Genomic DNA, 17,697 nt, shown 5'->3' with positions numbered 1-17,697 from the left:
GAAAGTGAAAACTGTAGTGAAATGTATGCAGTGTGACTATACTCAGGAAAGGGATTTTCAGGTGGGAGACTTCGTACTTAAGTTAGTAGGTAATTGTCCCAAGGACAACGGACCACTTTACATAGCTGGCATCTATGCTGAGACGCTAAACCAGAAGAAATAATTTTTTAAGATAGTTGAGGTCTCTATTAGTTGTCCACCCGGCCATAGCAGGGGGGCAACACCCGGTCTCATCTCGAACCCGGAAGTTAAGTCCCCTGCGTTGGCGGTGCGGTGGGATCCGAAAGGGCCCGCAGCGCCACCAAGCTGGGATGGACTTATATTTAATATTGGTTCTATTGTAGAACATGAAGAGGATCTTTGATGAGATCCACGGAAATATAGAGTTAGACGATATAGCAGTTAAGATCTTAGACACCCCAGTAATGCAAAGGCTGAGAAGAATTAGACAGACGAGTTTAGCATTTATTGTGTATCCAGGTGCTACTCACACTAGGTTCAGTCATTCTCTCGGGACGTATCAGTTGGCCAATAAAATAGGTTCCCGACTAGTCAACGAAGGAGTTCTCAGCCAAGAAGAATTAGAGTTAGTTAAGGTAACCTCACTCATCCATGATATAGGCCAGTTCCCCTTCAGCCATGCTGTGGAGGGGTACTATATTAAGAAGGGACTTAGTAACAAGGATGTGAGAGCGTATATACTTCACAGCTCTCTGGGAGACGAGATCGAAGATGCAGGGATAGACCCAAAAAGACTCAGAACCATATTCGACGGAAATGGTTTAATGACTTCTATAGTAGATGGAGAAGTGGACGTGGACAGGATGGATTACCTAGTGAGGGACTCAAGGCATAGCGGCGTTCAGCTGGGACACATCGATTTGGACAGGCTAATTTTCACTGTCAATTATCGGGAGGACGGTATCTCCGTCCTGGATAAAGGCATGATAAGCCTTGAAAACTTTTACATTGCGAGACTTCATATGTACCAGGCAGTATATTACCACAAGACGATATTGGGTTACGAGCTTCTTCTGAGGAGCATTTACTCCAGGCTAGTGGAGGAGTGTGAGACGGAAATGAGAGATCCTAGCTCCGTCGTGGAGATGATCTCATCGAACTCTTTTCCTTATTGGGACGATGAGTGGCTCTTCGGTGCTCTATACAGATGTTATTCCGAAAATCCAAATTCGGATCTAGGGCAAATGATAAAGGACTTTTTGGACCGGAGGGGACCCAAAGTAATTTATGAGGAGATAAACTATGACGGCGGTTCCCCTGGAAATCTAGAAGAGATAACTGAAAGGTTGGAGAGGGGAGGAATTCCAAGGGAATCAATCTACCCCTTTGAGGAGACTATCTCCATCATGAACAAGGACAAGATAAAGGTTATCTCCAAGGGCAAGGAAATAGGACTCCAATCTTACCCCTCCCTCCTGAACAGGATACCCTCTTCCTTAACGCTTAGGAGAGTTTATGTAGACAGGGAATTTGTGAAAAGGGCAAGGGAACTAGTTTGAAGGTTCGTGTTATTCTAACGGATCTAGACGGTACTCTGACAGAAGACAGAGGTAGTTACCTATTAAACCTAGAGGCTATTGAGGCCCTTAGAAAGGCCGAAGCTAAGGGAATAAAGGTAGCACTAGTGAGCGGAAATTCGTATCCTGTATTAAGGGGGCTGTACAACTATCTGGGTTTCTCTGGGGGAGTCGTTGCGGAAAACGGTTGCCTCGTGTATTATCAAGGTAATATCTTCCCGGTCTGTACTCCATTACCCAAGGTACTTGTTGAGGAATTCAGAGATAAGTTCAAACTAAAGGAAAGTTGGCAAAACGAGTACAGAAGATATGACTTTGGTTTCACGCCACCGGTGATAACGGACGACATGAGAAAGTGGGCAGAAGAAAAAGGAGTGAGTATTCAGTCCAGCGGTTACGCTCTCCACATCTCTGGGAGACCTGGAGGTAAAGGTGCGGGGGTCAAAAAACTGCTCAACGTATTGGGAGTTAAGAGTGAGGACGTCGCGGCCATAGGCGACTCTGCTACAGATATAGAAATGCTGGAGATTGCTGGTGTGAGAGTAGCTGTAGCTAACGCAGATGAGAACTTGAAAAGAGTAGCTAACTTCACGCTAAAGTTAAAGAGTGGTGATGGGGTAAAGGAGTTCATAGACAGTCTGACGAGGGAGTGAAAGTTGGAATTAGAGGAGATAATCTATAAACACGCATTAGCTAATGCGGTGAAACATGAAGGCAGAGCTCAAGTGGGTCCAGTGGTGAGTAAAGTTCTGGCTGAGAGGCCTGATCTCAAGGCTAAAGTTAAGGAAGTCGTTGAAATGGCCAAGAAAGTAGTGGAAAGGGTAAATTCCATGCCCCTTGAAGATCAGATGAGGGAAATTCAAAGATATCCTGAAGTCATGGAGGAGAAAAAAGAAGAGAAAAAGAAGATCCTCCCCCCCTTACCGAACGTTAAGGGAACAGTAACAACTAGATTCGCTCCTAATCCAGACGGACCTATCCATTTAGGGAACGCCAGGGCTGCAGTCCTTTCCCACGAATACGCTAAGATGTATGGAGGTAAGTTCATACTTCGCTTCGACGACACAGATCCTAAGGTAAAGAAACCACTGCTGGAGGCTTATCAATGGATAAGGGAGGATCTTAAGTGGTTAGGGATAAATTGGGACATGGAGTTCTCCGCCTCGAGCAGAATGGAGAGATACTACGAGATCGCCAAGGTTTTACTGGAAAAGGGATACGCCTACGTGGATCTGGGAACTGAGGACGACTTCAGGAGTTGGAGAGAGAAGAGGATAAATCAGAGTTATCCCCATAGGGAAAGGCCCCCTGAGGAAAACCTTAACCTTTGGGAGAAGATGCTTCAGGGAGAATTTAACGAGGGCGAGGCCGTGGTGAGAATAAAGACCGATCCCAAAAGTCCTGATCCCTCACAAGTGGACTGGGTAATGCTAAGGATAATAGATACTATGAAGAATCCTCATCCTATCACTGGGGATAAGTATAGGGTCTGGCCGACCTACAACTTCGCCACGGTGGTAGACGATCACGACTTCAACGTATCCCACATCTTGAGAGCCAAGGAGCACATGAGCAACTCCCTCAAACAGAGGTGGATATACAGTTACATGGGATGGGAGGTCCCTACAATTCTCGAATTCGGTAGACTCAAACTAGAAGGGTTCATGATGAGCAAATCTAAGATAAGGGGTCTGATGGAAACTGGCTCAGGAAGGGACGACCCAAGGTTACCCACACTCGCTGGGCTTAGGAGGAGGGGTATTCTCCCCGAAACTGTGAGATCACTGATGATAGAAGTAGGTCTCAAGGTGACTGACGCTACCATTAGCTTTGATAATCTAGCCTCAATGAATAGGAAACTACTAGATCCCTCAGCGAAGAGACTGATGTTCGTGAGGGATAAGAAGTCCTTCAAGTTACTTATCCCAAAGGATATGGAAGCTAACATCCCACTAACGCCTAGCAAGAAGGAGTATAGGAAAATCAGAGTCTCTCCAGGGGATGAGATATTTCTGGACCCAGAAGACGCATTGGAAGGAAGGGTACTTAGACTCCTGGAGTTATGCAACGTGAGAGTGGAGGGAGATGTCCTGAGGTTCTTGGATGAGAGTCTAGAGACCGCCAAGAGGTTTAACGCACCAATAGTTCAATGGGTGAAAAAGTCTGAAGCAGTACCAGTTACGGTGCTAAAGGCAATATCAAATCAAGAGCTTGTAACAGAGGACGGCTTTGGTGAAGGGTATATGAGTTCTTTACATGAGGGAGAAGTAGTACAACTTATCAGATACGGATTCTGCAGAGTCGATAGGAATGATGGTAAACTCCTGATGGTTTATGCCCATGATTAACTTTATTATTTGTACCATGCTAAGTGACCTAGCGTGACGATACAAGAGGAGGATGAACGCAATGGCCAAGCCTTCATATGTTAAGTTTGACGTACCGCCTGAGTTGGCGGAGAAAGCCCTTGAAGCCCTCAAGAAAGCAAAGGAGACAGGCAAAATAAGGAAAGGTACCAATGAGGCTACCAAAGCTGTGGAGAGGGGACAAGCTAAACTGGTGCTGATAGCTGAGGATGTACAACCCGAAGAGATCGTGGCCCACTTACCTCCACTATGTGAGGAGAAAAAAATACCATACATCTACGTTCCATCCAAGAAAGGTATCGGAGAGGCCTGCGGTCTTCAAGTGGGGGCAGCTGCAGCTGCTGTGATAGATCCTGGACAGGGAAAGGATGTACTGGACGAGGTTCTCAAGAGGCTATCCGAAATAGTAGGCAAGACATAAATTAATTTTTATATCTACAATTTGTACCTAGTCCCTAAATTTATTGTTGCTCTTACTTTATGTCCTATAGGGTATGAGAAAGTTTTAAATGGTTCATCTTGGTTTATCTCTTGCCTCGTGCCGCGGTAGCTCAGCTGGCAGAGCGCCGGGCTGTTAACCCGGTGGTCGGAGGTTCGAGTCCTCCCCGCGGCGCTAACTTTTCAGCTACAGGATAAGCTATCCTACACCCTCACATCAAAATTCGCGCCAGAGCAAAGTGAGGGACAGCGGTTGTTGCAGTTTGCCTTGACTCTAAGGCTATACTTAACAAAGGCCATGATTGCTGTGAGGGAGATTAAGGAAGGAAATCAGGAAGAACATGCTTGCATAACACTTAGTGTAGCGGTTATTGGATTTCCCTTGATGACAGGGCGATAGTTAGGGGATAGTCGCATAACTGCTATTAGTGTTAAAGACCGAGTCCAGCTGCAGAAAGAGACTCAAAGGAAGGAGAATGGGGCCGGCGGGATTTGAACCCGCGATCACTAGGGCCCAAGCCTAGCATCTTAGTCCAGGCTAGACGACGGCCCCTCTGACACCTTAAATTATCATTAGATAAAAATCTTATCTAGCTCATCCATGTACTCTGATTACAAATTTAATGATCTTACGAGGGCTTGGACACTGCATCTATATTAATTTATATCCTTATGACGGTGCTCTGAAGTACTACCGCACCTATTGCAAACACTAGTTCCATCCCCCAGAGTACCGCTACCACTTGATACTCCCTCATTCTCCCCATTTTCATGACCACGTGAGTCAACGAATTAGGAAAAGAGTCCCAATGCATGTAACCGTCATTATCCACTTGCCCGAATGAGATTCCCTTAAACTTAGTCCTAGCCTTCAGTACGAACTCAATGACATAGGGTATAAAGAGGACAGCTAAGGCGGTCAGCATATATCCAGAAATACCTATGGATCCTATCACCGAGCCGATGAAATAGGTCCCTACGTTTCCCAGGAAGATCTTAGCTGGATACTTGTTAAAGTAAAGGAATGCGATCAGACTTATTGCCAGTATTATGGCTAAATCCCCCGCCTCTGATGTGACTCCATTCCCCCTGAGCCCTATGTAAGCCAGGGCTGCGGCCATTATCACTCCCATCCCCGTTCCCAGTCCGTTTAGGCCCTCCAGCATGTTAAATGCATTTGAGGTTATGGTTAACGCTGCGGGAACTATTATAACGTAATAGAGAAGTCCAAAGTTTACCAGACCTACGAAAGGAATGGATATAACTGAGTGACCCACGCTATAAACAGCCAGCGGCACCGAAGCGAAAACGGGCATTATGGCCCTCACAGATTGCTTCAGGTTAAGTACGTCGTCTAAGAGACCTAAGAGACCTATTATAAGAGATGATAACATGACTGCCGAAACTATAGTTTCAAACGCTGGATCCTCAACTAGTAAAGTGAAGCTACCGGCTATGAAGCCACTCAGTATCCCTAGACCTCCCAGAGACGGTACCTCAGGCCTATCCGGTTTATTTACGTCCTTGCCCACGAAGCCTCTTTCCCTTGAAACTTTGAGTATCCATGGAGTGGAAAAAAGGGTGACAACCAAGGCTACTATCGAAGGAACAAGTACATCTAACAACTTACTTCCGCCTTTTAGTAACTAATTCCGCTACCTCCATCAGGAGCTTCTTAACTTCCTCGTTATCACTCTTGACGAGAGAGAGGGCCTGTAGAGCTTCGGTCTTATAGCTCTCTGAAAGTCTTGTGGCATACTCTAAGGAAATGGTGAGGACCAGTGACGCTGCGTCTCTGAGTTTACCTTGGTCATTACTTTTCACACCGGCTAGTATTCTCTTCCGCTCTTCCTCGCTGGCGTCCCTAAGGGCCTTTATTAATAAGATGGTCTTCTTTCCTTCCCTCAGATCACTATAGACGGGTTTCCCCAACTCTCTTTCATCGGCAGTAAGTCCTAATATATCATCGACTATTTGGAACGATATCCCTATCTTTTCTCCATACAGGAAAAGGTTCTTCACATCCTTTTCAGTACCTCCTCCTATAATACCTCCGAGAGAAGCGGAGCAGGCGAAAAGTTGAGCTGTTTTCTTCCTCACCATTTCTATGTACTCCCTCTCCGTCACGTCCCATCGTTCTTCAAACTGCATGTCTAAGGCTTGTCCTTCCGATAGTTCTATCACTGACTTAGCGAAAAGCCTAAGAGCGTCATTGGCTCTCGCTTCATCCAGTCCACTCACGGAATCTATGAGCATCTCGAAAGCCTTAGCGTGCAACAAATCCCCAGCCAAGATGGCCATTGGGACTCCCCACTTCACGTGCACTGTAGGCCTTCCCCTTCTTAGGGTGTCCTGATCCATTATATCGTCGTGTATTAACGTGAAATTATGCAGTACCTCAACTGCACTTCCCGCCAAATAGGATCTTTTCCTATCTCCGTGAAAGAGATCAGAAGAGGCGACCAACATCAAGGGTCTTAACCTTTTACCACCTGCCTCAATTAGATACCTAGAGGCTTCGTAAAGTTCGTGTACATCTCCGGAAAGATACTGTCTTATTCTCTTTTCTACCTCCTCAATTACTTGCCTGGAGTACTCCTCTAGCACCTTATCCTCCTCTTCTTATCCTTTCATAGTCTGATAAGGTTATTCCCCTACTCTCCATCCATTCCCTCAGCTTTCCCCATATAACCACGGGTCTTCTCTTGAGCTCTACTAGATTCTTGGCCCCAGTTAACATCATGGCCGCCCTCAGCTGAAAGATGACCTCATCGAAGAAGCGTTTGAGGGAGTCAATTCCACTCACAGCCTTAGCCAGTACTGGATTGGCCATCCCGCTCATGTTTGCTCCCAGCACGATGGACTTAGCAACGTCAAGCCCATTCCTTATCCCTCCGCTAGATATCAAGAACCCATCCGGTACTGCGAATCTGGTCTCCACTACCGACGCGGCTGTGGGTATTCCCCATTTGATGAAAGGCTCCGAAGCGTTAGCTTTCCAGTGTCCCCTCCTCCTGTCCCTAACTGTCTCCACGGCGATCCAGCTAGTTCCTCCCTGTCCAGAGACGTCAAAATACGTGAAGCCGTTCTCCCTGAACAGTCTTGCCGTCTCCATAGATATACCAGAACCGGTCTCCTTTATGATTACAGGAACTCCGAGCTCCTTAGAAATATCCCTCAGTTTTCCTAAGGCGTCCATGGGATACTCTGGTTCTCCTTCAGGCTGAAAGAGTTCTTGGGCAGGATTAAGGTGAATCGCTATGGCGTCAGCTTCTATCATCTCCACGGCTCTTCTCAGGTGATCTAAACCGTAACCCCTCACCAGTTGAGGAAGGCCCAGATTGGCAATGAGAGGAGCGTTGGGGGCCACTTTTCTCGTCACCTTGAAGCTCTCTGCAGCCTCGGTCTTCTCCAAGGCTACCCTCTGGCTTCCTACCCCCATGGCCAACCCCTTCTCCTCTACCACTTGGGCTATAACGGAGTTTATCTTTCCAAGCTCTTGACTACCTCCCGTCATTCCAGTGACCATGAGGGGAGCAGACAATCTCTTCCTTAGAAAGATGAGTGACGTATCTACGTCCTTGAATGTCACCCCAGGCATGGCCTGATGAATGAGCTCCACGTTCTCTAAGAGTGTCGTCGTTAAACCCTGCACGTCCTCAAAGAGACAGATCTCCACGTGTTCCAATTTCCTGTTAACTAGGCTCATTTCTTCACCTTTATGAATGTGCCAACCCTTTCTCCCTTCAATGCGTTAAAAACGTTTCCTTCTCTCTTTCCATTAAATATCATAGCGTCAACACCGAAGGAAAAGATCTTCCTCAGCTTCTCGGCCATCCCCCCTGTAACATTATATCCGTGAGTGATCCCGAACTCCACATCTGCAAAGGATCTCAACTCTGGTACTGGTCTTCCGTGTAGTAGAACCCCATCCACATCCGTTGAGAAGAGCGCGATCAAGGAAAAGGACTTAGCTACCTTTAAGGTCAGATCGTCACCAGAGATTATCTCACCCCTCTCGTTAATATCACCGTAGATAACTGGTGTCATCCCCTCACCTAAAATTCTCAGGAGGTTGTCCTCACTGTAGTACCTTCCTGGAACTGGGAAACCGTGAATTCCAGAGGAGTAAAGTTCTCGAAGGAGTAAACTGTTGAGCTCTTGCATCGCTGCAGCTATCAAGGGCCTCCTTTTGCTAATTCCCATAGAAGCCTCAAAGTGACCAAAGCTGCCTCCTCCGTGGACTATGACCAAGCCCTCTTTGAAGGGGATGATCTCCCTTACTATTCTCCTTATCACCTTCAAGTCTGGACAGTGGGGCACAGTCCTACATGTGATCACACTCCCTCCTAGTTTGAGTACTCTAGTAGGGAAGCCCACTCTAGATCCCATGTCCATTTCCACCTATCTACTTTGGGAATAGGTAGTCCGAAGAGGGAGAACCACAATCCGTTTTCCATCCTAACTGAATCACTGTCTGGGTTCTGTGCTACTCTCACAGGAGTTATTCCAGCTAAATGTATTATAGAGCTGTCCACACTTCCAACTTCAGTGAGAGGGAAGTACGCCAGAACCTTGATCTCCACGGCTGGGAACTCCACATAGATAGGATCTTCCCCGTCCCTGAAGAGCAGAGATTTGCCTTTATCTTGAGATATCCTCAATGCCTTAAGGACGGGCACTCCGAACATAGCCTCATCCAACATCTCTAAAGTTTGAGACACCTCTTCTGAACTTAGACCGACCAGTTTGGCTATATAGTCCATGGCTAGTTTAGAACCTAAGACATACTGGCTTGAAAGGGGCATACATGCAGGGACTCTCATTGGTTTTGGTGAGAAACCCGTAGCCTCCCTCACCAGCACCTTAAATTTATCCCACCAATAGGGAATCTCCTGTGACTCACAGTTGAAACGTGCTACGATTATTAGGAATGGGTTGTCTGTACCCTTAAGGGGAAGTCCTGAAAATATGAGCGGGACCTTAATCCCCGAATCTGGCTGCAAGATAACCCACTACCGATGACTTGTCACCTGAGGTATCACCTGAGGTTGCGTGTTTCAAAATGTAGGGCTTCTTTCCAGCCTTTCTAGCCAATATCATTGAGACCATAACTGGAGCATAACCACACATGGTCACGTCTTCCTCTTCCACAACCCTATAAAGACCTCTATAATCTAGTTCTATAATCTTCTTGATGGCCTTCTCATCTTTTTCTATAGTCATCTCATGAGGATCATAATGATTCATGTCAGAGCTAGCCAAAACCACGATATCTAGATCCTTGTGTCTCCCCATGAAACGCCATATACCTTCAGCTACAAACTCCGCTGTCTCGGGAGTTTGTAAAAGGATGGTTATGGGAATTATAGGAATCTCAGTGAAAAAGTACTGGAGGAAAGGGACCTGAACCTCTAAGGAATGCTCATAAAGATGAGCTCGTTCTTCTGGATCCAACACCTCACTTAATGAGACTATTTCCTTTACAAATTCAATAGGTACAGGAACCTTCCCCAAGGGAGTTTCCCAGTGCCCTCCAGGCCATACAGAGACGCTAGAGCCGTAACCCGTATGATTTGGACCTACCATTATCACCAGATCGGGCCTTCCTTCCCTTACTAAATGATAATAGGAGTGAGCGGCTACAGGTCCACTATAGATGTACCCAGCGTGAGGGACGATAAAAAAGGGGCTAGTCCTCCTGGCTGCATTAGAAGGTTCAGGGAGCCTTCCAGGACCTACATGATGCAAGAAAGACCATTCAATTCTCTTTCGTAATTCCTTGGGATCATCTTCATAGAAGGAACCCGCTACGGCGGGTCTCCTTATCATTGAGATAGTTTCACCTCAAACTCTTCAACCTTCACTGGGATGTCAGCGTCTGGGGCAATTTCCTTCCTTTCCCTCAGAACCTGTCTTGCGAGGGCCCAGTATAGAAGTGCAAGAGACTTCCTCCCCTTATTGTTTGACGGAATGATCAAGTCAACGTAGTCTACCTTGGCATCAGTATCAGAGAAGGCCGCTACTGGAATTCCCATGTCTGCTGCCTCTTTGATTGCCTGTAAGTCGGTTCTAGGGTCTGAAACCAGAAGAACCTCAGGCTCAATGAACCCCTCCAAATATGGGTTAGTTAATATTCCTGGGACCATTCTTCCTACTATGGCCCTTGCACCTACAACATCTGCGAACTTCTGAACAGGAGTGAACGCATATGGTCTCGAAGCTACAGCCAAGATGGATGAGGGCTGATATCTTGCCAAGAACTTCGCTGCAATCCTCAGTCTCTCGTCTATCTTCCTTACATCAAGGACGTAAAGACCCTCTGGTCTTACCCTGTAGATAAACTTCTCCATGTACCTGGTACAGGTGTGTGTGCCAATGTGAACGCCTGCAGATAAATAACTCTCAAGGGGAACTAGGAGCTCTATTACGGCCCCTTTCTCCCCCCTCTGAAGTTCTGCCTTCTCCTCATCGGTTAACTGCGTTCCTCTCTCGTTCTCGCTCATCTATACCACCTAAATTGGTCTCGTGTAATTAACTACTTCCCTTATAATGTCTACGTGAGTGAGGAGAGTTCTCCTGCAACATAGTTTTCTGACCTTGAGGTCATCCAAGACCTTTCCTGGGTCTTCTCCTGCTCCTACCCTGGTACTATATATCTCCCACTTGTCTGCGAGTAACGAACCGCACGTAAAACATCTTATTGGTATTATCATTTGAAAATCACCTGTACGATTTTTGCCTCCACCTTCTAGCGCTATATCTCATCCATTTCTCTGATTCCGTCTGCCTTGGATCTCCTGCCAACATCGTCCTATCGTATTGTTTGTAGAGGTCCTTTAACTCCTGGCTTCCTGTATACCTCACCATTGCCTTGGCTATAGCCATCCTCGCAGCATCTGCCTGACCCATGATTCCTCCTCCAGAAACAAAGATCTTAGCGTCGATCTTAGACACTACCCCTTCTCCTGCAAGCAGGAGGGGTTCGATCACCTTGAGTCTTATCACTTCTATAGGGATCAATTCGACTGGAACTCCGTTCACAAATACCTTACCTTTCCCTGGGTACAAGTAGCACTTTGCCCTGGCCATCTTCCTTCTCGCGTAAGTTATAATGACCTTACTCTCACTTGACACTGGACCTCCACCCCATCACTCTAGCTAGCTCACCTACTGTCACGTACTTACCTTTAAGCCTTTTCACGTCTGCTGCCTGAAACTTAATAGCCTCCTTCCCTTGTAGCGCTGCGGGAACCCCGACGTAAACCCTTACTCTCTTTAGCATGTTCTCGCCCTTAGGCGTCTTGGGTAACATACCCCTTATTGTCCTCTTGACTAAATTTATTGGTGATCTGGGTCTTCTTATACCCTGTCTATAGGGGTTGAACAGCGTACCTACCCTGAAAAGTAACATGTAACCAGCAACCACCCTCTCCCGCGGACCACTAATGACTATCTTCTCTGCATTTATTATATCAACCCTCTTTCCCTCCTTCAGTAGTCTCACTACTTCGCTCGACAACCTGCCTAGTATCTGTCCTTCACCGTCCACTATCACAGTATCTTGACTCATCCCTTCATCAACCTCACAGTAGCTCCCTTGTTAATAGCGTTGATCCCCTCCGTCAAAGGTAAAGCGTTGCTCCCACTTTTTCGGATCTTATTCAGGGCTGAGGCGGAGAAGTCCAGAGCTATAACAGTGACCTTATGTGACAACTTCCCTATACCCAATACTTTCCCTGGAACGACGACTATATCACCATCGTTGGTGTACTTGTCTATCTTGTAAAGGTTGACGTGTGGTCTTTTCCTGGAAGGTCCTTCTAGCTCCTCCGCAACGGCATGCCATAGGGGTCTTTCCTGTTTCTTGAGTAGACTTATCAACTTCCTGAGGTGAGAGTTCGTACTGCCTGTCCTCTTCATAGAGATTCCACCTTCTTCTTCAACTCCTCAACCTTGGAAAGTATACTCTTTGTTGCCTCTATTAAAATTCTCCTCGCGTCTAATGTCCCCACTGATTCTACTTCAAGTATATATTCCCCAGGAACAGCAGAAACCTTGATTCCCTGACAGTACTTGAGGCACTCCTCGCATAAAGTACAAGCAAGTTCATTCTCTACAGTAAGCTTGCCATCTACCAGTTTAAATACACCTTCAGGGCATACCTCAACGGCTTTCTCACAGTTCTTCTCTACCTCCACTTTTGGCCTATATCTGCTAACGGCCTTGGACACAGGCATGAATTTAGCATGTTCTTTACCGTAGCCTAGCCTAACCTTAGCCTCTAATGAAACCTTCTGATTCTTTCCTAAAAGGACTATTGGAATGTCTCTTGAGATGGGAACAACGTGTGGATCCTCAGTCTTTATATCTCTAGAGTATACCATTTTTTGCGTCTCTTCTGCAGAGACGTCAATGTAGATCTTTGTAAAACATCTCTCGCAGTTCTCCGTGCAATTCTCACACTCCTCAGGTCTCCTGTAATAATCTATTGCATCGTTGCTCTCGAAGGGGATTAGAGCGAGCCTGTGGGCAAGAACCTCATCGTAAAGAGGACTGTTGTTCTCTATGACGTAAACCTCATCAACCGCCATCACTGGGACAAAAAGCATACATGCCCTCCTAACCGAATTAACAAACTCCAAGGGATATCCATGTATGAGGAGGTTAATGTGACCCTTTTCCTCCTCAATTACCTTTATTGGCATTCAGACTCTCCTTCCTCTCCTTCCTCCTGGCCTCCTTATCGTGTCGTGCGGTATAGGTGTGACGTCCTCGATTCTCCCTATTATAAAACCAGATCTAGCGAGCGATCTTATTGCTGGCTGGGCTCCTGGGCCAGGAGTCTTTGGGCCAGCCCCACCAGGGGCTCTCACCTTAATATGAATGGCCATGAGACCCTTATCTAGCGCCTCTGAAGCCGCTCTGCCGGCTGCCAGCATGGCAGCGTAGGGAGAAGGCTTCTCCCTGTCTGCTTTAACTACCATTCCCCCAGAAGCTCTTGAAATTATCTCGGCCCCCGTTATGTCAGTTATAGTAATGATTGTGTTATTCTGGGAGGCGTATATCCTCGCCAGCCCCCACCTAATTTCCCTTCTGCTCGACATTTACCTCACCTTTGCTCACTGTGGGCGGATTTGTTTTGAATGGAGAAGTGGGATAAAAGTCTATGGAATCTTCCTCTTCCTTTTTGACAATGTACCCTGGAGATGTTACCTTTCTTCCGCCTACCGCTATGTGACCGTGAACTATAAGCTGGCGGGCCTGATATATTGTCCTCGCCAGCCCCTTCTTAAATACAACTGTCTGTAACCTCCTCTCCAGCAAATCCTCCTCCCTTAGTCCCAACACATCGTCAATTGTAGCGTTCTCAGACTTCAGTAATCCTATTCTGTATAACCTCGTCAACAACTGCTTTTCCCTCATGGCTCTCTCTGCTGGAGGAAGGGCAAGTAGAGACCTTGCCATATGCCTAAATCCAGTGACTATGGTCCTTGCTAACCAAAGTTCCCTCTTGTTTCTCAGGCCGAACTTGCCCACAAGCTCCTGCTCCATTCTCAAGGATTGTGATATCCAAGGCATTCCAGGGCCTTCCCATTTCCTCCTGCTCTTCTTAGGATCACCCATCCTGGCTCACCTCACTTCTTCTGCTGAGATTGCTGTCCCCCTCCCTGGGGTTGGGCTGCCTTAGATCTCTTGACGCCTATTGTAGTTCCTGTCCTACCTGTGGTCCTTGTGCGCTGACCCCTCACCTTAAGTCCTAACGAGTGCCTCACTCCTCTCCAGCTCTTTGTCTTCTTCTCTCTCTCTATATCATTTCTCACCAAGAAGACCAGTTCTGACGTAACATAGTGAAGATCTCTTCCAGTCTCTAAATCCTTCCTCCTGTTGAACATCCATGTGGGAAGAGCCTCTATCCTCTTAGAAGCTAGCATTTCCTCAACCTTCTTTAGCTCGTGATCAGTTAACTCCCCGAGTCTCTTGTCCTTGTCAATATTGAGCTTCATCAGTATGGCCCTAGCGGTGTTATAACCTATTCCCTTCACCATGGCCAGGCCATACGGTGCTTTCATGGTCCCATCTACGTCCTGCCCAAATAACCTTACTATGTACCTGAACTGCTGTTCCGACATTAATACCGACTAGTGCTCTATCTGTTTGTCACTTTTAAATTTTTCAACACCCACTCCTTCTTCTTCAGCGATGCCTCTAACGCTTCGTTCAGCCTCGTCTCGATCTCCCCCAAAGTGTAGGGGGTAGAATTACCTATAACTGCTTTCACAGGGGTATAAGGGGTCTCTCGGAAACTCGGTCTCATTTCCTTACCACTGTAGGTAAGGATGGGATAGCCTCTCCATTCAGTCACCTCGCCTATTACGTCTGACCTTATATTCTCCTTAACAAGAGTCCCTATAACCGCGTCAGGATCATCAGTGAAGATCAGAATAGAGTCTATGGAGAGTCCGAAAACGTCTGCCTTCATTTCCTCCATGGCCTTCACAATCTTAGGATTAACGAGGTTCACGAACCTGCTCTCATCAATCACGAACGATACGCTGCTCACCTGAGATATTTCCAAGGCATCCCCCCTTATACCTCCATTTGTGACGTCTGTCATGGACTTCACCACGTGATATAACTTCTCCCTAACGACCTCACATGCCCTCAGGTCTTGAAGTCTTAGAGTTTCCTCTACCACTCCGTCGATCCCGTAGAACAGAGCCATGGAGGAGATCGTTCCTCCGCCGTGTCCCTCTGTCATGACTATGCGAAGTCCCTTCTTCACGTTTCTTCTGGAATAGTCCCTCGTTCTCTTACCTACAGCTCCCACAGCTCCACTTATTCTCTCTCCTATCACCACGTCCCCTCCAATTCTGAGTGTGCTCCCAGTAAGTATTGGAACGCTCATTGCCTCACTTACAGTTGAGACCCCCGCTTGAAAGTCAAATAACATCCCCACGTCACTATCATCAGAGAGGTGTATGTCCACCAATAACCCTAGCGGTCTAGCTCCCTTTACCATAATGTCCCTCAAGGACGCTCTCGTGGCATGAAATCCTGCGAGAAATGGGAAATATGAGAGCCTGGAGTGTATACCGTCTATGGCAACAACTACATCTTCCCTGAGTCCCGCATCGTCATAATTCTGTAGGTCGATCTTACTCAGCTTAAATAACATACGATGTATCAGATTGTCTCCTAGACCTCTAGATCCCAAACCGGTCTCTCCGGCTCTGAGACCTGAGACAGGGAAGGCAAACTTAGTAAACCTGAGTGAATTTTTTACCTCAGTGAGCACGGAGCTAGCAATCTTATAGTTAAGTTCTCTCTTTCCCTTGTAAAACTCGAGCCACTCCACTATTCTCTTCCTAGCCTCCTCCTCGTCGGGAATTAACTTCCTAGCTACTCCTTCAAGATCCATTAAGTCATATTATATGGCTTGAGGTGTTAAAAGTGAGGTTGTGTCAGTAATGAGAATATTCACCCATGAATTCGAAGTGAGGACAGACTCAAGATTTCAGAGTATTGATATAACTGAAGAGGTGAAGAAGACGGTTAAGGAGTTTCGTGATGGCATTGCTTTCATTTTCGTTAAGCATACCACCTGTGCCGTTATAATTAATGAGGGTGAGTCGGGGCTAATGGAGGACTACACGGCATGGATGAGGAGACTCATTCCTCCAGAAGGAGAGTTTAAACACAACGTGATAGACAACAACGGGCACGCTCACATATCCGCAATGTTCCTTGGAAACTCCAAGGTTGTTCCCGTGAGGGACGGGAAACTGGATCTAGGGACGTGGCAGAGGGTAATTCTCCTTGAATTCGATGGACCTAGAACAAGGAAGATTCAGGTGAAAGTCATGGGAGAATGATGACTTTTATTTCACCTCATCAATGTAGGAATTGGTGAGTTTTGCCTCCAGGATTTATTTCTCCGCTTGATAGGTTAAGTTACTGCGAAAGTAGAGAGTGCGTACAAAAGGTTGTGGATGACTATCTGAACTATCTCCTCAACAGGAGAGAGGAAGGGTTCTCTGCATTTAGAAAAGAGAGTGTTCAGGAGGACGAAAGGACTATAGCGAATTCCTATCTCTTCACTGAAGCGCTCATAACTAGAGTTTTAGAGACGGAGATAGACCTAATCGCTGTAATCGAGGATCTTCAGAAGAGGCTGGGAGATAACCATCCAGTACTAATTTTCCTGAAACAACTCATGGATGAATAGGACTTTTTAGTCTTTAGTTCATGATTTCTTTTAGAGGATGATTACTTTGGAGGACAGACTATCGTTAATAACGAGGAACGCCGCAGAAGTGGTCACTCCAGAAGAGCTTAAGCTTAAACTGGAGAGCGGCGAAAAACTCAAGGGCTACTTAGGTTTCGAACCTAGTGGTCTCTTCCATATAGGGTGGCTCATTTGGGCCCAGAAGTTTAAGGATCTAGTGAAAGCTAACGTAGAAATGAACCTTTTAGTAGCGACATGGCACGCCTGGATAAATGACAAAATGGGAGGAAACCTGGAAATGATAAGGTTGGCGGGAGAGTACGCCGTCGATGTGTTAGAGGCGTTCGGTATAGCTAGATCATCAATAAAGATATGGGACGCTGAAGATATGGTAAAGGATAAGGACTATTGGGCTTTGGTGATTAGAGTAGCCAAGAACACCAGCCTAGCTAGGATGAAAAGAGCACTGACTATCATGGGAAGGAAGGCTGACGAGGCTGAACTTGACTCTTCTAAGCTGATTTATCCAGCGATGCAGGTTAGCGATATCTTTTACATGGACTTGGATATAGCTCTAGGAGGCACTGACCAGAGGAAGGCACATATGTTGGCTAGGGATGTTGCAGAGAAACTGGGAAGGAAAAAGGTAATTGCAATTCACACTCCGCTACTAGTTGGTCTACAAGGGGCACAAAGGATGACTGCAGGGGGAGATGAAGATGAAGTGTTGGCAGACATAAAGATGAGTAAGTCGAAACCAGATACGGCAATTTTCGTTAATGATGAGCCTGAGGAGGTAGAGGCGAAGCTGATGAAGGCCTACTGTCCTAAGGGGGTCGTAGAGAATAACCCGGTTCTACAAATAAACAAATATATCATATTTCCTTCTGACCCCTCCGGTCTTAAGGTAGAGAGGGAATCCAAGTTCGGTGGAGATGTGCACTTCAAGAGTTACGACGAATTGGAGAGGGAGTTTGCCGAAGGAAAGCTTCACCCGAAGGATCTCAAGGTTGCTACTGCCAAGAAGCTGAATTCGATCCTAGAACCCATGAGGAAGTCTATTAAGTCTAAACCTGAATATGATAGATTAGCAAAAGAAATAGCGAGGAGTGTCACCAGGTGACGT

The 17,697-nt window shown here is 46.5% G+C and carries 24 protein-coding genes, 2 tRNA genes and 1 rRNA gene; 10 read left to right on the top strand and 17 right to left on the bottom strand.

Features of this window, described 5'->3' with window-relative positions; all coding sequences use genetic code 11:
• Nucleotides 1-25: 25 nt before the first annotated feature.
• From METMK1DRAFT_RS13480 to METMK1DRAFT_RS13450, 7 genes are all read left to right on the top strand, one after another.
• Nucleotides 26-163, top strand: a complete 138-nt coding sequence (locus METMK1DRAFT_RS13480) for a hypothetical protein (protein WP_245544649.1) — start codon at nucleotides 26-28, stop codon at nucleotides 161-163.
• 40 nt (nucleotides 164-203) lie between these two features.
• A 5S ribosomal RNA gene (rrf, locus tag METMK1DRAFT_RS13475) occupies nucleotides 204-307 on the top strand.
• A 40-nt stretch (nucleotides 308-347) separates the two neighbouring features.
• Nucleotides 348-1,520: an HD domain-containing protein gene (locus tag METMK1DRAFT_RS13470; protein WP_009075126.1), complete on the top strand. Its 1,173-nt coding sequence runs from the start codon at nucleotides 348-350 to the stop codon at nucleotides 1,518-1,520.
• Complete coding sequence (locus tag METMK1DRAFT_RS13465; RefSeq protein WP_009075124.1) at nucleotides 1,517-2,191, top strand: phosphoglycolate phosphatase; 675 nt, start codon at nucleotides 1,517-1,519, stop codon at nucleotides 2,189-2,191. The genes METMK1DRAFT_RS13470 and METMK1DRAFT_RS13465 overlap by 4 nt, the downstream gene beginning before the upstream one ends.
• 3 nt (nucleotides 2,192-2,194) lie before the next feature.
• Nucleotides 2,195-3,886 (top strand): glutamate--tRNA ligase, encoded by a 1,692-nt coding sequence (locus METMK1DRAFT_RS13460; RefSeq protein WP_009075122.1) that lies wholly within the window; start codon nucleotides 2,195-2,197, stop codon nucleotides 3,884-3,886.
• 61 nt (nucleotides 3,887-3,947) lie between these two features.
• A complete protein-coding gene (rpl7ae, locus tag METMK1DRAFT_RS13455; protein ID WP_048088126.1) occupies nucleotides 3,948-4,325 on the top strand; it encodes a 50S ribosomal protein L7Ae in 378 nt (125 codons plus the stop codon).
• Nucleotides 4,326-4,444: 119 nt separating this feature from the next.
• A tRNA-Asn gene (locus METMK1DRAFT_RS13450) sits at nucleotides 4,445-4,517 on the top strand.
• Between the two features lie 302 nt (nucleotides 4,518-4,819).
• Here the strand turns inward: METMK1DRAFT_RS13450 and METMK1DRAFT_RS13440 are convergent.
• From METMK1DRAFT_RS13440 to METMK1DRAFT_RS13360, 17 genes are all read right to left on the bottom strand, one after another.
• A tRNA-Pro gene (locus tag METMK1DRAFT_RS13440) sits at nucleotides 4,820-4,895 on the bottom strand.
• A 109-nt stretch (nucleotides 4,896-5,004) separates the two neighbouring features.
• Entirely contained in the window at nucleotides 5,005-5,967 is a 963-nt protein-coding gene (locus METMK1DRAFT_RS13435) for an MraY family glycosyltransferase (protein ID WP_009075117.1), read from the bottom strand.
• Between the two features lies 1 nt (nucleotide 5,968).
• On the bottom strand, nucleotides 5,969-6,949 hold the full coding sequence (gene gds / locus METMK1DRAFT_RS13430; RefSeq protein ID WP_009075116.1) for a geranylgeranyl diphosphate synthase: 981 nt from the start codon (nucleotides 6,947-6,949) through the stop codon (nucleotides 5,969-5,971).
• A 1-nt stretch (nucleotide 6,950) separates the two neighbouring features.
• The gene (gene fni, locus METMK1DRAFT_RS13425) at nucleotides 6,951-8,051 is read right to left on the bottom strand and encodes a type 2 isopentenyl-diphosphate Delta-isomerase (RefSeq protein WP_009075113.1); all 1,101 of its coding nucleotides are present in this window, start codon (nucleotides 8,049-8,051) and stop codon (nucleotides 6,951-6,953) included.
• A complete protein-coding gene (locus METMK1DRAFT_RS13420; protein ID WP_009075110.1) occupies nucleotides 8,048-8,734 on the bottom strand; it encodes an amino acid kinase family protein in 687 nt (228 codons plus the stop codon). The genes fni and METMK1DRAFT_RS13420 overlap by 4 nt, the downstream gene beginning before the upstream one ends.
• The gene (locus METMK1DRAFT_RS13415; RefSeq protein WP_216586108.1) at nucleotides 8,692-9,201 is read right to left on the bottom strand and encodes a hypothetical protein; all 510 of its coding nucleotides are present in this window, start codon (nucleotides 9,199-9,201) and stop codon (nucleotides 8,692-8,694) included. The genes METMK1DRAFT_RS13420 and METMK1DRAFT_RS13415 overlap by 43 nt, the downstream gene beginning before the upstream one ends.
• A gap of 124 nt (nucleotides 9,202-9,325) precedes the next feature.
• The gene (amrB, locus tag METMK1DRAFT_RS13410) at nucleotides 9,326-10,174 is read right to left on the bottom strand and encodes an AmmeMemoRadiSam system protein B (protein ID WP_009075104.1); all 849 of its coding nucleotides are present in this window, start codon (nucleotides 10,172-10,174) and stop codon (nucleotides 9,326-9,328) included.
• Entirely contained in the window at nucleotides 10,171-10,848 is a 678-nt protein-coding gene (gene rpsB / locus METMK1DRAFT_RS13405; RefSeq protein WP_009075102.1) for a 30S ribosomal protein S2, read from the bottom strand. Before rpsB ends, amrB begins: the two co-directional genes overlap by 4 nt.
• Nucleotides 10,849-10,857: 9 nt before the next feature.
• Nucleotides 10,858-11,058 (bottom strand): DNA-directed RNA polymerase subunit N, encoded by a 201-nt coding sequence (locus tag METMK1DRAFT_RS13400; protein WP_009075100.1) that lies wholly within the window; start codon nucleotides 11,056-11,058, stop codon nucleotides 10,858-10,860.
• A 7-nt stretch (nucleotides 11,059-11,065) separates the two neighbouring features.
• Nucleotides 11,066-11,479 carry a 30S ribosomal protein S9 gene (locus METMK1DRAFT_RS13395; protein ID WP_009075098.1) on the bottom strand — a complete coding sequence of 138 codons (414 nt, stop codon included), beginning with the start codon at nucleotides 11,477-11,479 and terminating at the stop codon, nucleotides 11,066-11,068.
• Nucleotides 11,469-11,915, bottom strand: coding sequence for a 50S ribosomal protein L13 (locus tag METMK1DRAFT_RS13390; protein ID WP_009075096.1), 447 nt, complete (start codon nucleotides 11,913-11,915; stop codon nucleotides 11,469-11,471). Before METMK1DRAFT_RS13390 ends, METMK1DRAFT_RS13395 begins: the two co-directional genes overlap by 11 nt.
• Entirely contained in the window at nucleotides 11,912-12,265 is a 354-nt protein-coding gene (locus METMK1DRAFT_RS13385) for a 50S ribosomal protein L18e (protein WP_009075094.1), read from the bottom strand. Before METMK1DRAFT_RS13385 ends, METMK1DRAFT_RS13390 begins: the two co-directional genes overlap by 4 nt.
• Nucleotides 12,262-13,050, bottom strand: coding sequence for a DNA-directed RNA polymerase subunit D (locus METMK1DRAFT_RS13380; RefSeq protein ID WP_009075092.1), 789 nt, complete (start codon nucleotides 13,048-13,050; stop codon nucleotides 12,262-12,264). Before METMK1DRAFT_RS13380 ends, METMK1DRAFT_RS13385 begins: the two co-directional genes overlap by 4 nt.
• Nucleotides 13,051-13,449 carry a 30S ribosomal protein S11 gene (locus tag METMK1DRAFT_RS13375; RefSeq protein WP_009075090.1) on the bottom strand — a complete coding sequence of 133 codons (399 nt, stop codon included), beginning with the start codon at nucleotides 13,447-13,449 and terminating at the stop codon, nucleotides 13,051-13,053.
• On the bottom strand, nucleotides 13,427-13,969 hold the full coding sequence (locus METMK1DRAFT_RS13370) for a 30S ribosomal protein S4 (RefSeq protein WP_009075088.1): 543 nt from the start codon (nucleotides 13,967-13,969) through the stop codon (nucleotides 13,427-13,429). The genes METMK1DRAFT_RS13375 and METMK1DRAFT_RS13370 overlap by 23 nt, the downstream gene beginning before the upstream one ends.
• An 11-nt stretch (nucleotides 13,970-13,980) precedes the next feature.
• The gene (locus METMK1DRAFT_RS13365; protein WP_009075086.1) at nucleotides 13,981-14,475 is read right to left on the bottom strand and encodes a 30S ribosomal protein S13; all 495 of its coding nucleotides are present in this window, start codon (nucleotides 14,473-14,475) and stop codon (nucleotides 13,981-13,983) included.
• Between the two features lie 17 nt (nucleotides 14,476-14,492).
• Entirely contained in the window at nucleotides 14,493-15,764 is a 1,272-nt protein-coding gene (locus METMK1DRAFT_RS13360) for an AIR synthase-related protein (protein ID WP_009075083.1), read from the bottom strand.
• Nucleotides 15,765-15,813: 49 nt separating this feature from the next.
• Between METMK1DRAFT_RS13360 and METMK1DRAFT_RS13355 the strand changes: the two genes are divergently transcribed.
• The 3 genes from METMK1DRAFT_RS13355 to METMK1DRAFT_RS13345 all read left to right on the top strand — a co-directional run bounded on the left by METMK1DRAFT_RS13355 (nucleotide 15,814) and on the right by METMK1DRAFT_RS13345 (nucleotide 17,694).
• Nucleotides 15,814-16,218 carry a secondary thiamine-phosphate synthase enzyme YjbQ gene (locus METMK1DRAFT_RS13355; protein WP_009075081.1) on the top strand — a complete coding sequence of 135 codons (405 nt, stop codon included), beginning with the start codon at nucleotides 15,814-15,816 and terminating at the stop codon, nucleotides 16,216-16,218.
• Nucleotides 16,219-16,331: 113 nt separating this feature from the next.
• Nucleotides 16,332-16,571, top strand: coding sequence for a hypothetical protein (locus METMK1DRAFT_RS13350; RefSeq protein WP_009075079.1), 240 nt, complete (start codon nucleotides 16,332-16,334; stop codon nucleotides 16,569-16,571).
• Nucleotides 16,572-16,611: 40 nt separating this feature from the next.
• The gene (locus tag METMK1DRAFT_RS13345; RefSeq protein WP_048088124.1) at nucleotides 16,612-17,694 is read left to right on the top strand and encodes a tyrosine--tRNA ligase; all 1,083 of its coding nucleotides are present in this window, start codon (nucleotides 16,612-16,614) and stop codon (nucleotides 17,692-17,694) included.
• Nucleotides 17,695-17,697 lie beyond the last annotated feature (3 nt).

The sequence above is a fragment of the Metallosphaera yellowstonensis MK1 genome (genome assembly GCF_000243315.1).
Classification (GTDB): Archaea; Thermoproteota; Thermoprotei_A; order Sulfolobales; family Sulfolobaceae; genus Metallosphaera; species Metallosphaera yellowstonensis.
This window is presented reverse-complemented; position numbering and strand designations above follow the sequence as displayed.

Bases quoted from the DNA above. Each gene is read 5' to 3' on its own strand.
- METMK1DRAFT_RS13385 (WP_009075094.1), bottom strand. From the start codon at position 12,265: ATGAAGAGGACAGGCAGTACGAACTCTCACCTCAGGAAGTTGATAAGT.
- amrB (WP_009075104.1), bottom strand. From the start codon at position 10,174: ATGATAAGGAGACCCGCCGTAGCGGGTTCCTTCTATGAAGATGATCCC.
- METMK1DRAFT_RS13400 (WP_009075100.1), bottom strand. From the start codon at position 11,058: ATGATAATACCAATAAGATGTTTTACGTGCGGTTCGTTACTCGCAGAC.
- METMK1DRAFT_RS13420 (WP_009075110.1), bottom strand. From the start codon at position 8,734: ATGGGATCTAGAGTGGGCTTCCCTACTAGAGTACTCAAACTAGGAGGG.
- METMK1DRAFT_RS13375 (WP_009075090.1), bottom strand. From the start codon at position 13,449: ATGTCGAGCAGAAGGGAAATTAGGTGGGGGCTGGCGAGGATATACGCC.
- METMK1DRAFT_RS13370 (WP_009075088.1), bottom strand. From the start codon at position 13,969: ATGGGTGATCCTAAGAAGAGCAGGAGGAAATGGGAAGGCCCTGGAATG.
- METMK1DRAFT_RS13365 (WP_009075086.1), bottom strand. From the start codon at position 14,475: ATGTCGGAACAGCAGTTCAGGTACATAGTAAGGTTATTTGGGCAGGAC.
- METMK1DRAFT_RS13355 (WP_009075081.1), top strand. From the start codon at position 15,814: ATGAGAATATTCACCCATGAATTCGAAGTGAGGACAGACTCAAGATTT.
- METMK1DRAFT_RS13480 (WP_245544649.1), top strand. From the start codon at position 26: ATGCAGTGTGACTATACTCAGGAAAGGGATTTTCAGGTGGGAGACTTC.
- fni (WP_009075113.1), bottom strand. From the start codon at position 8,051: ATGAGCCTAGTTAACAGGAAATTGGAACACGTGGAGATCTGTCTCTTT.
- METMK1DRAFT_RS13390 (WP_009075096.1), bottom strand. From the start codon at position 11,915: ATGAGTCAAGATACTGTGATAGTGGACGGTGAAGGACAGATACTAGGC.
- METMK1DRAFT_RS13360 (WP_009075083.1), bottom strand. From the start codon at position 15,764: ATGGATCTTGAAGGAGTAGCTAGGAAGTTAATTCCCGACGAGGAGGAG.
- METMK1DRAFT_RS13470 (WP_009075126.1), top strand. From the start codon at position 348: ATGAAGAGGATCTTTGATGAGATCCACGGAAATATAGAGTTAGACGAT.
- rpsB (WP_009075102.1), bottom strand. From the start codon at position 10,848: ATGAGCGAGAACGAGAGAGGAACGCAGTTAACCGATGAGGAGAAGGCA.
- rpl7ae (WP_048088126.1), top strand. From the start codon at position 3,948: ATGGCCAAGCCTTCATATGTTAAGTTTGACGTACCGCCTGAGTTGGCG.
- METMK1DRAFT_RS13380 (WP_009075092.1), bottom strand. From the start codon at position 13,050: ATGCCAATAAAGGTAATTGAGGAGGAAAAGGGTCACATTAACCTCCTC.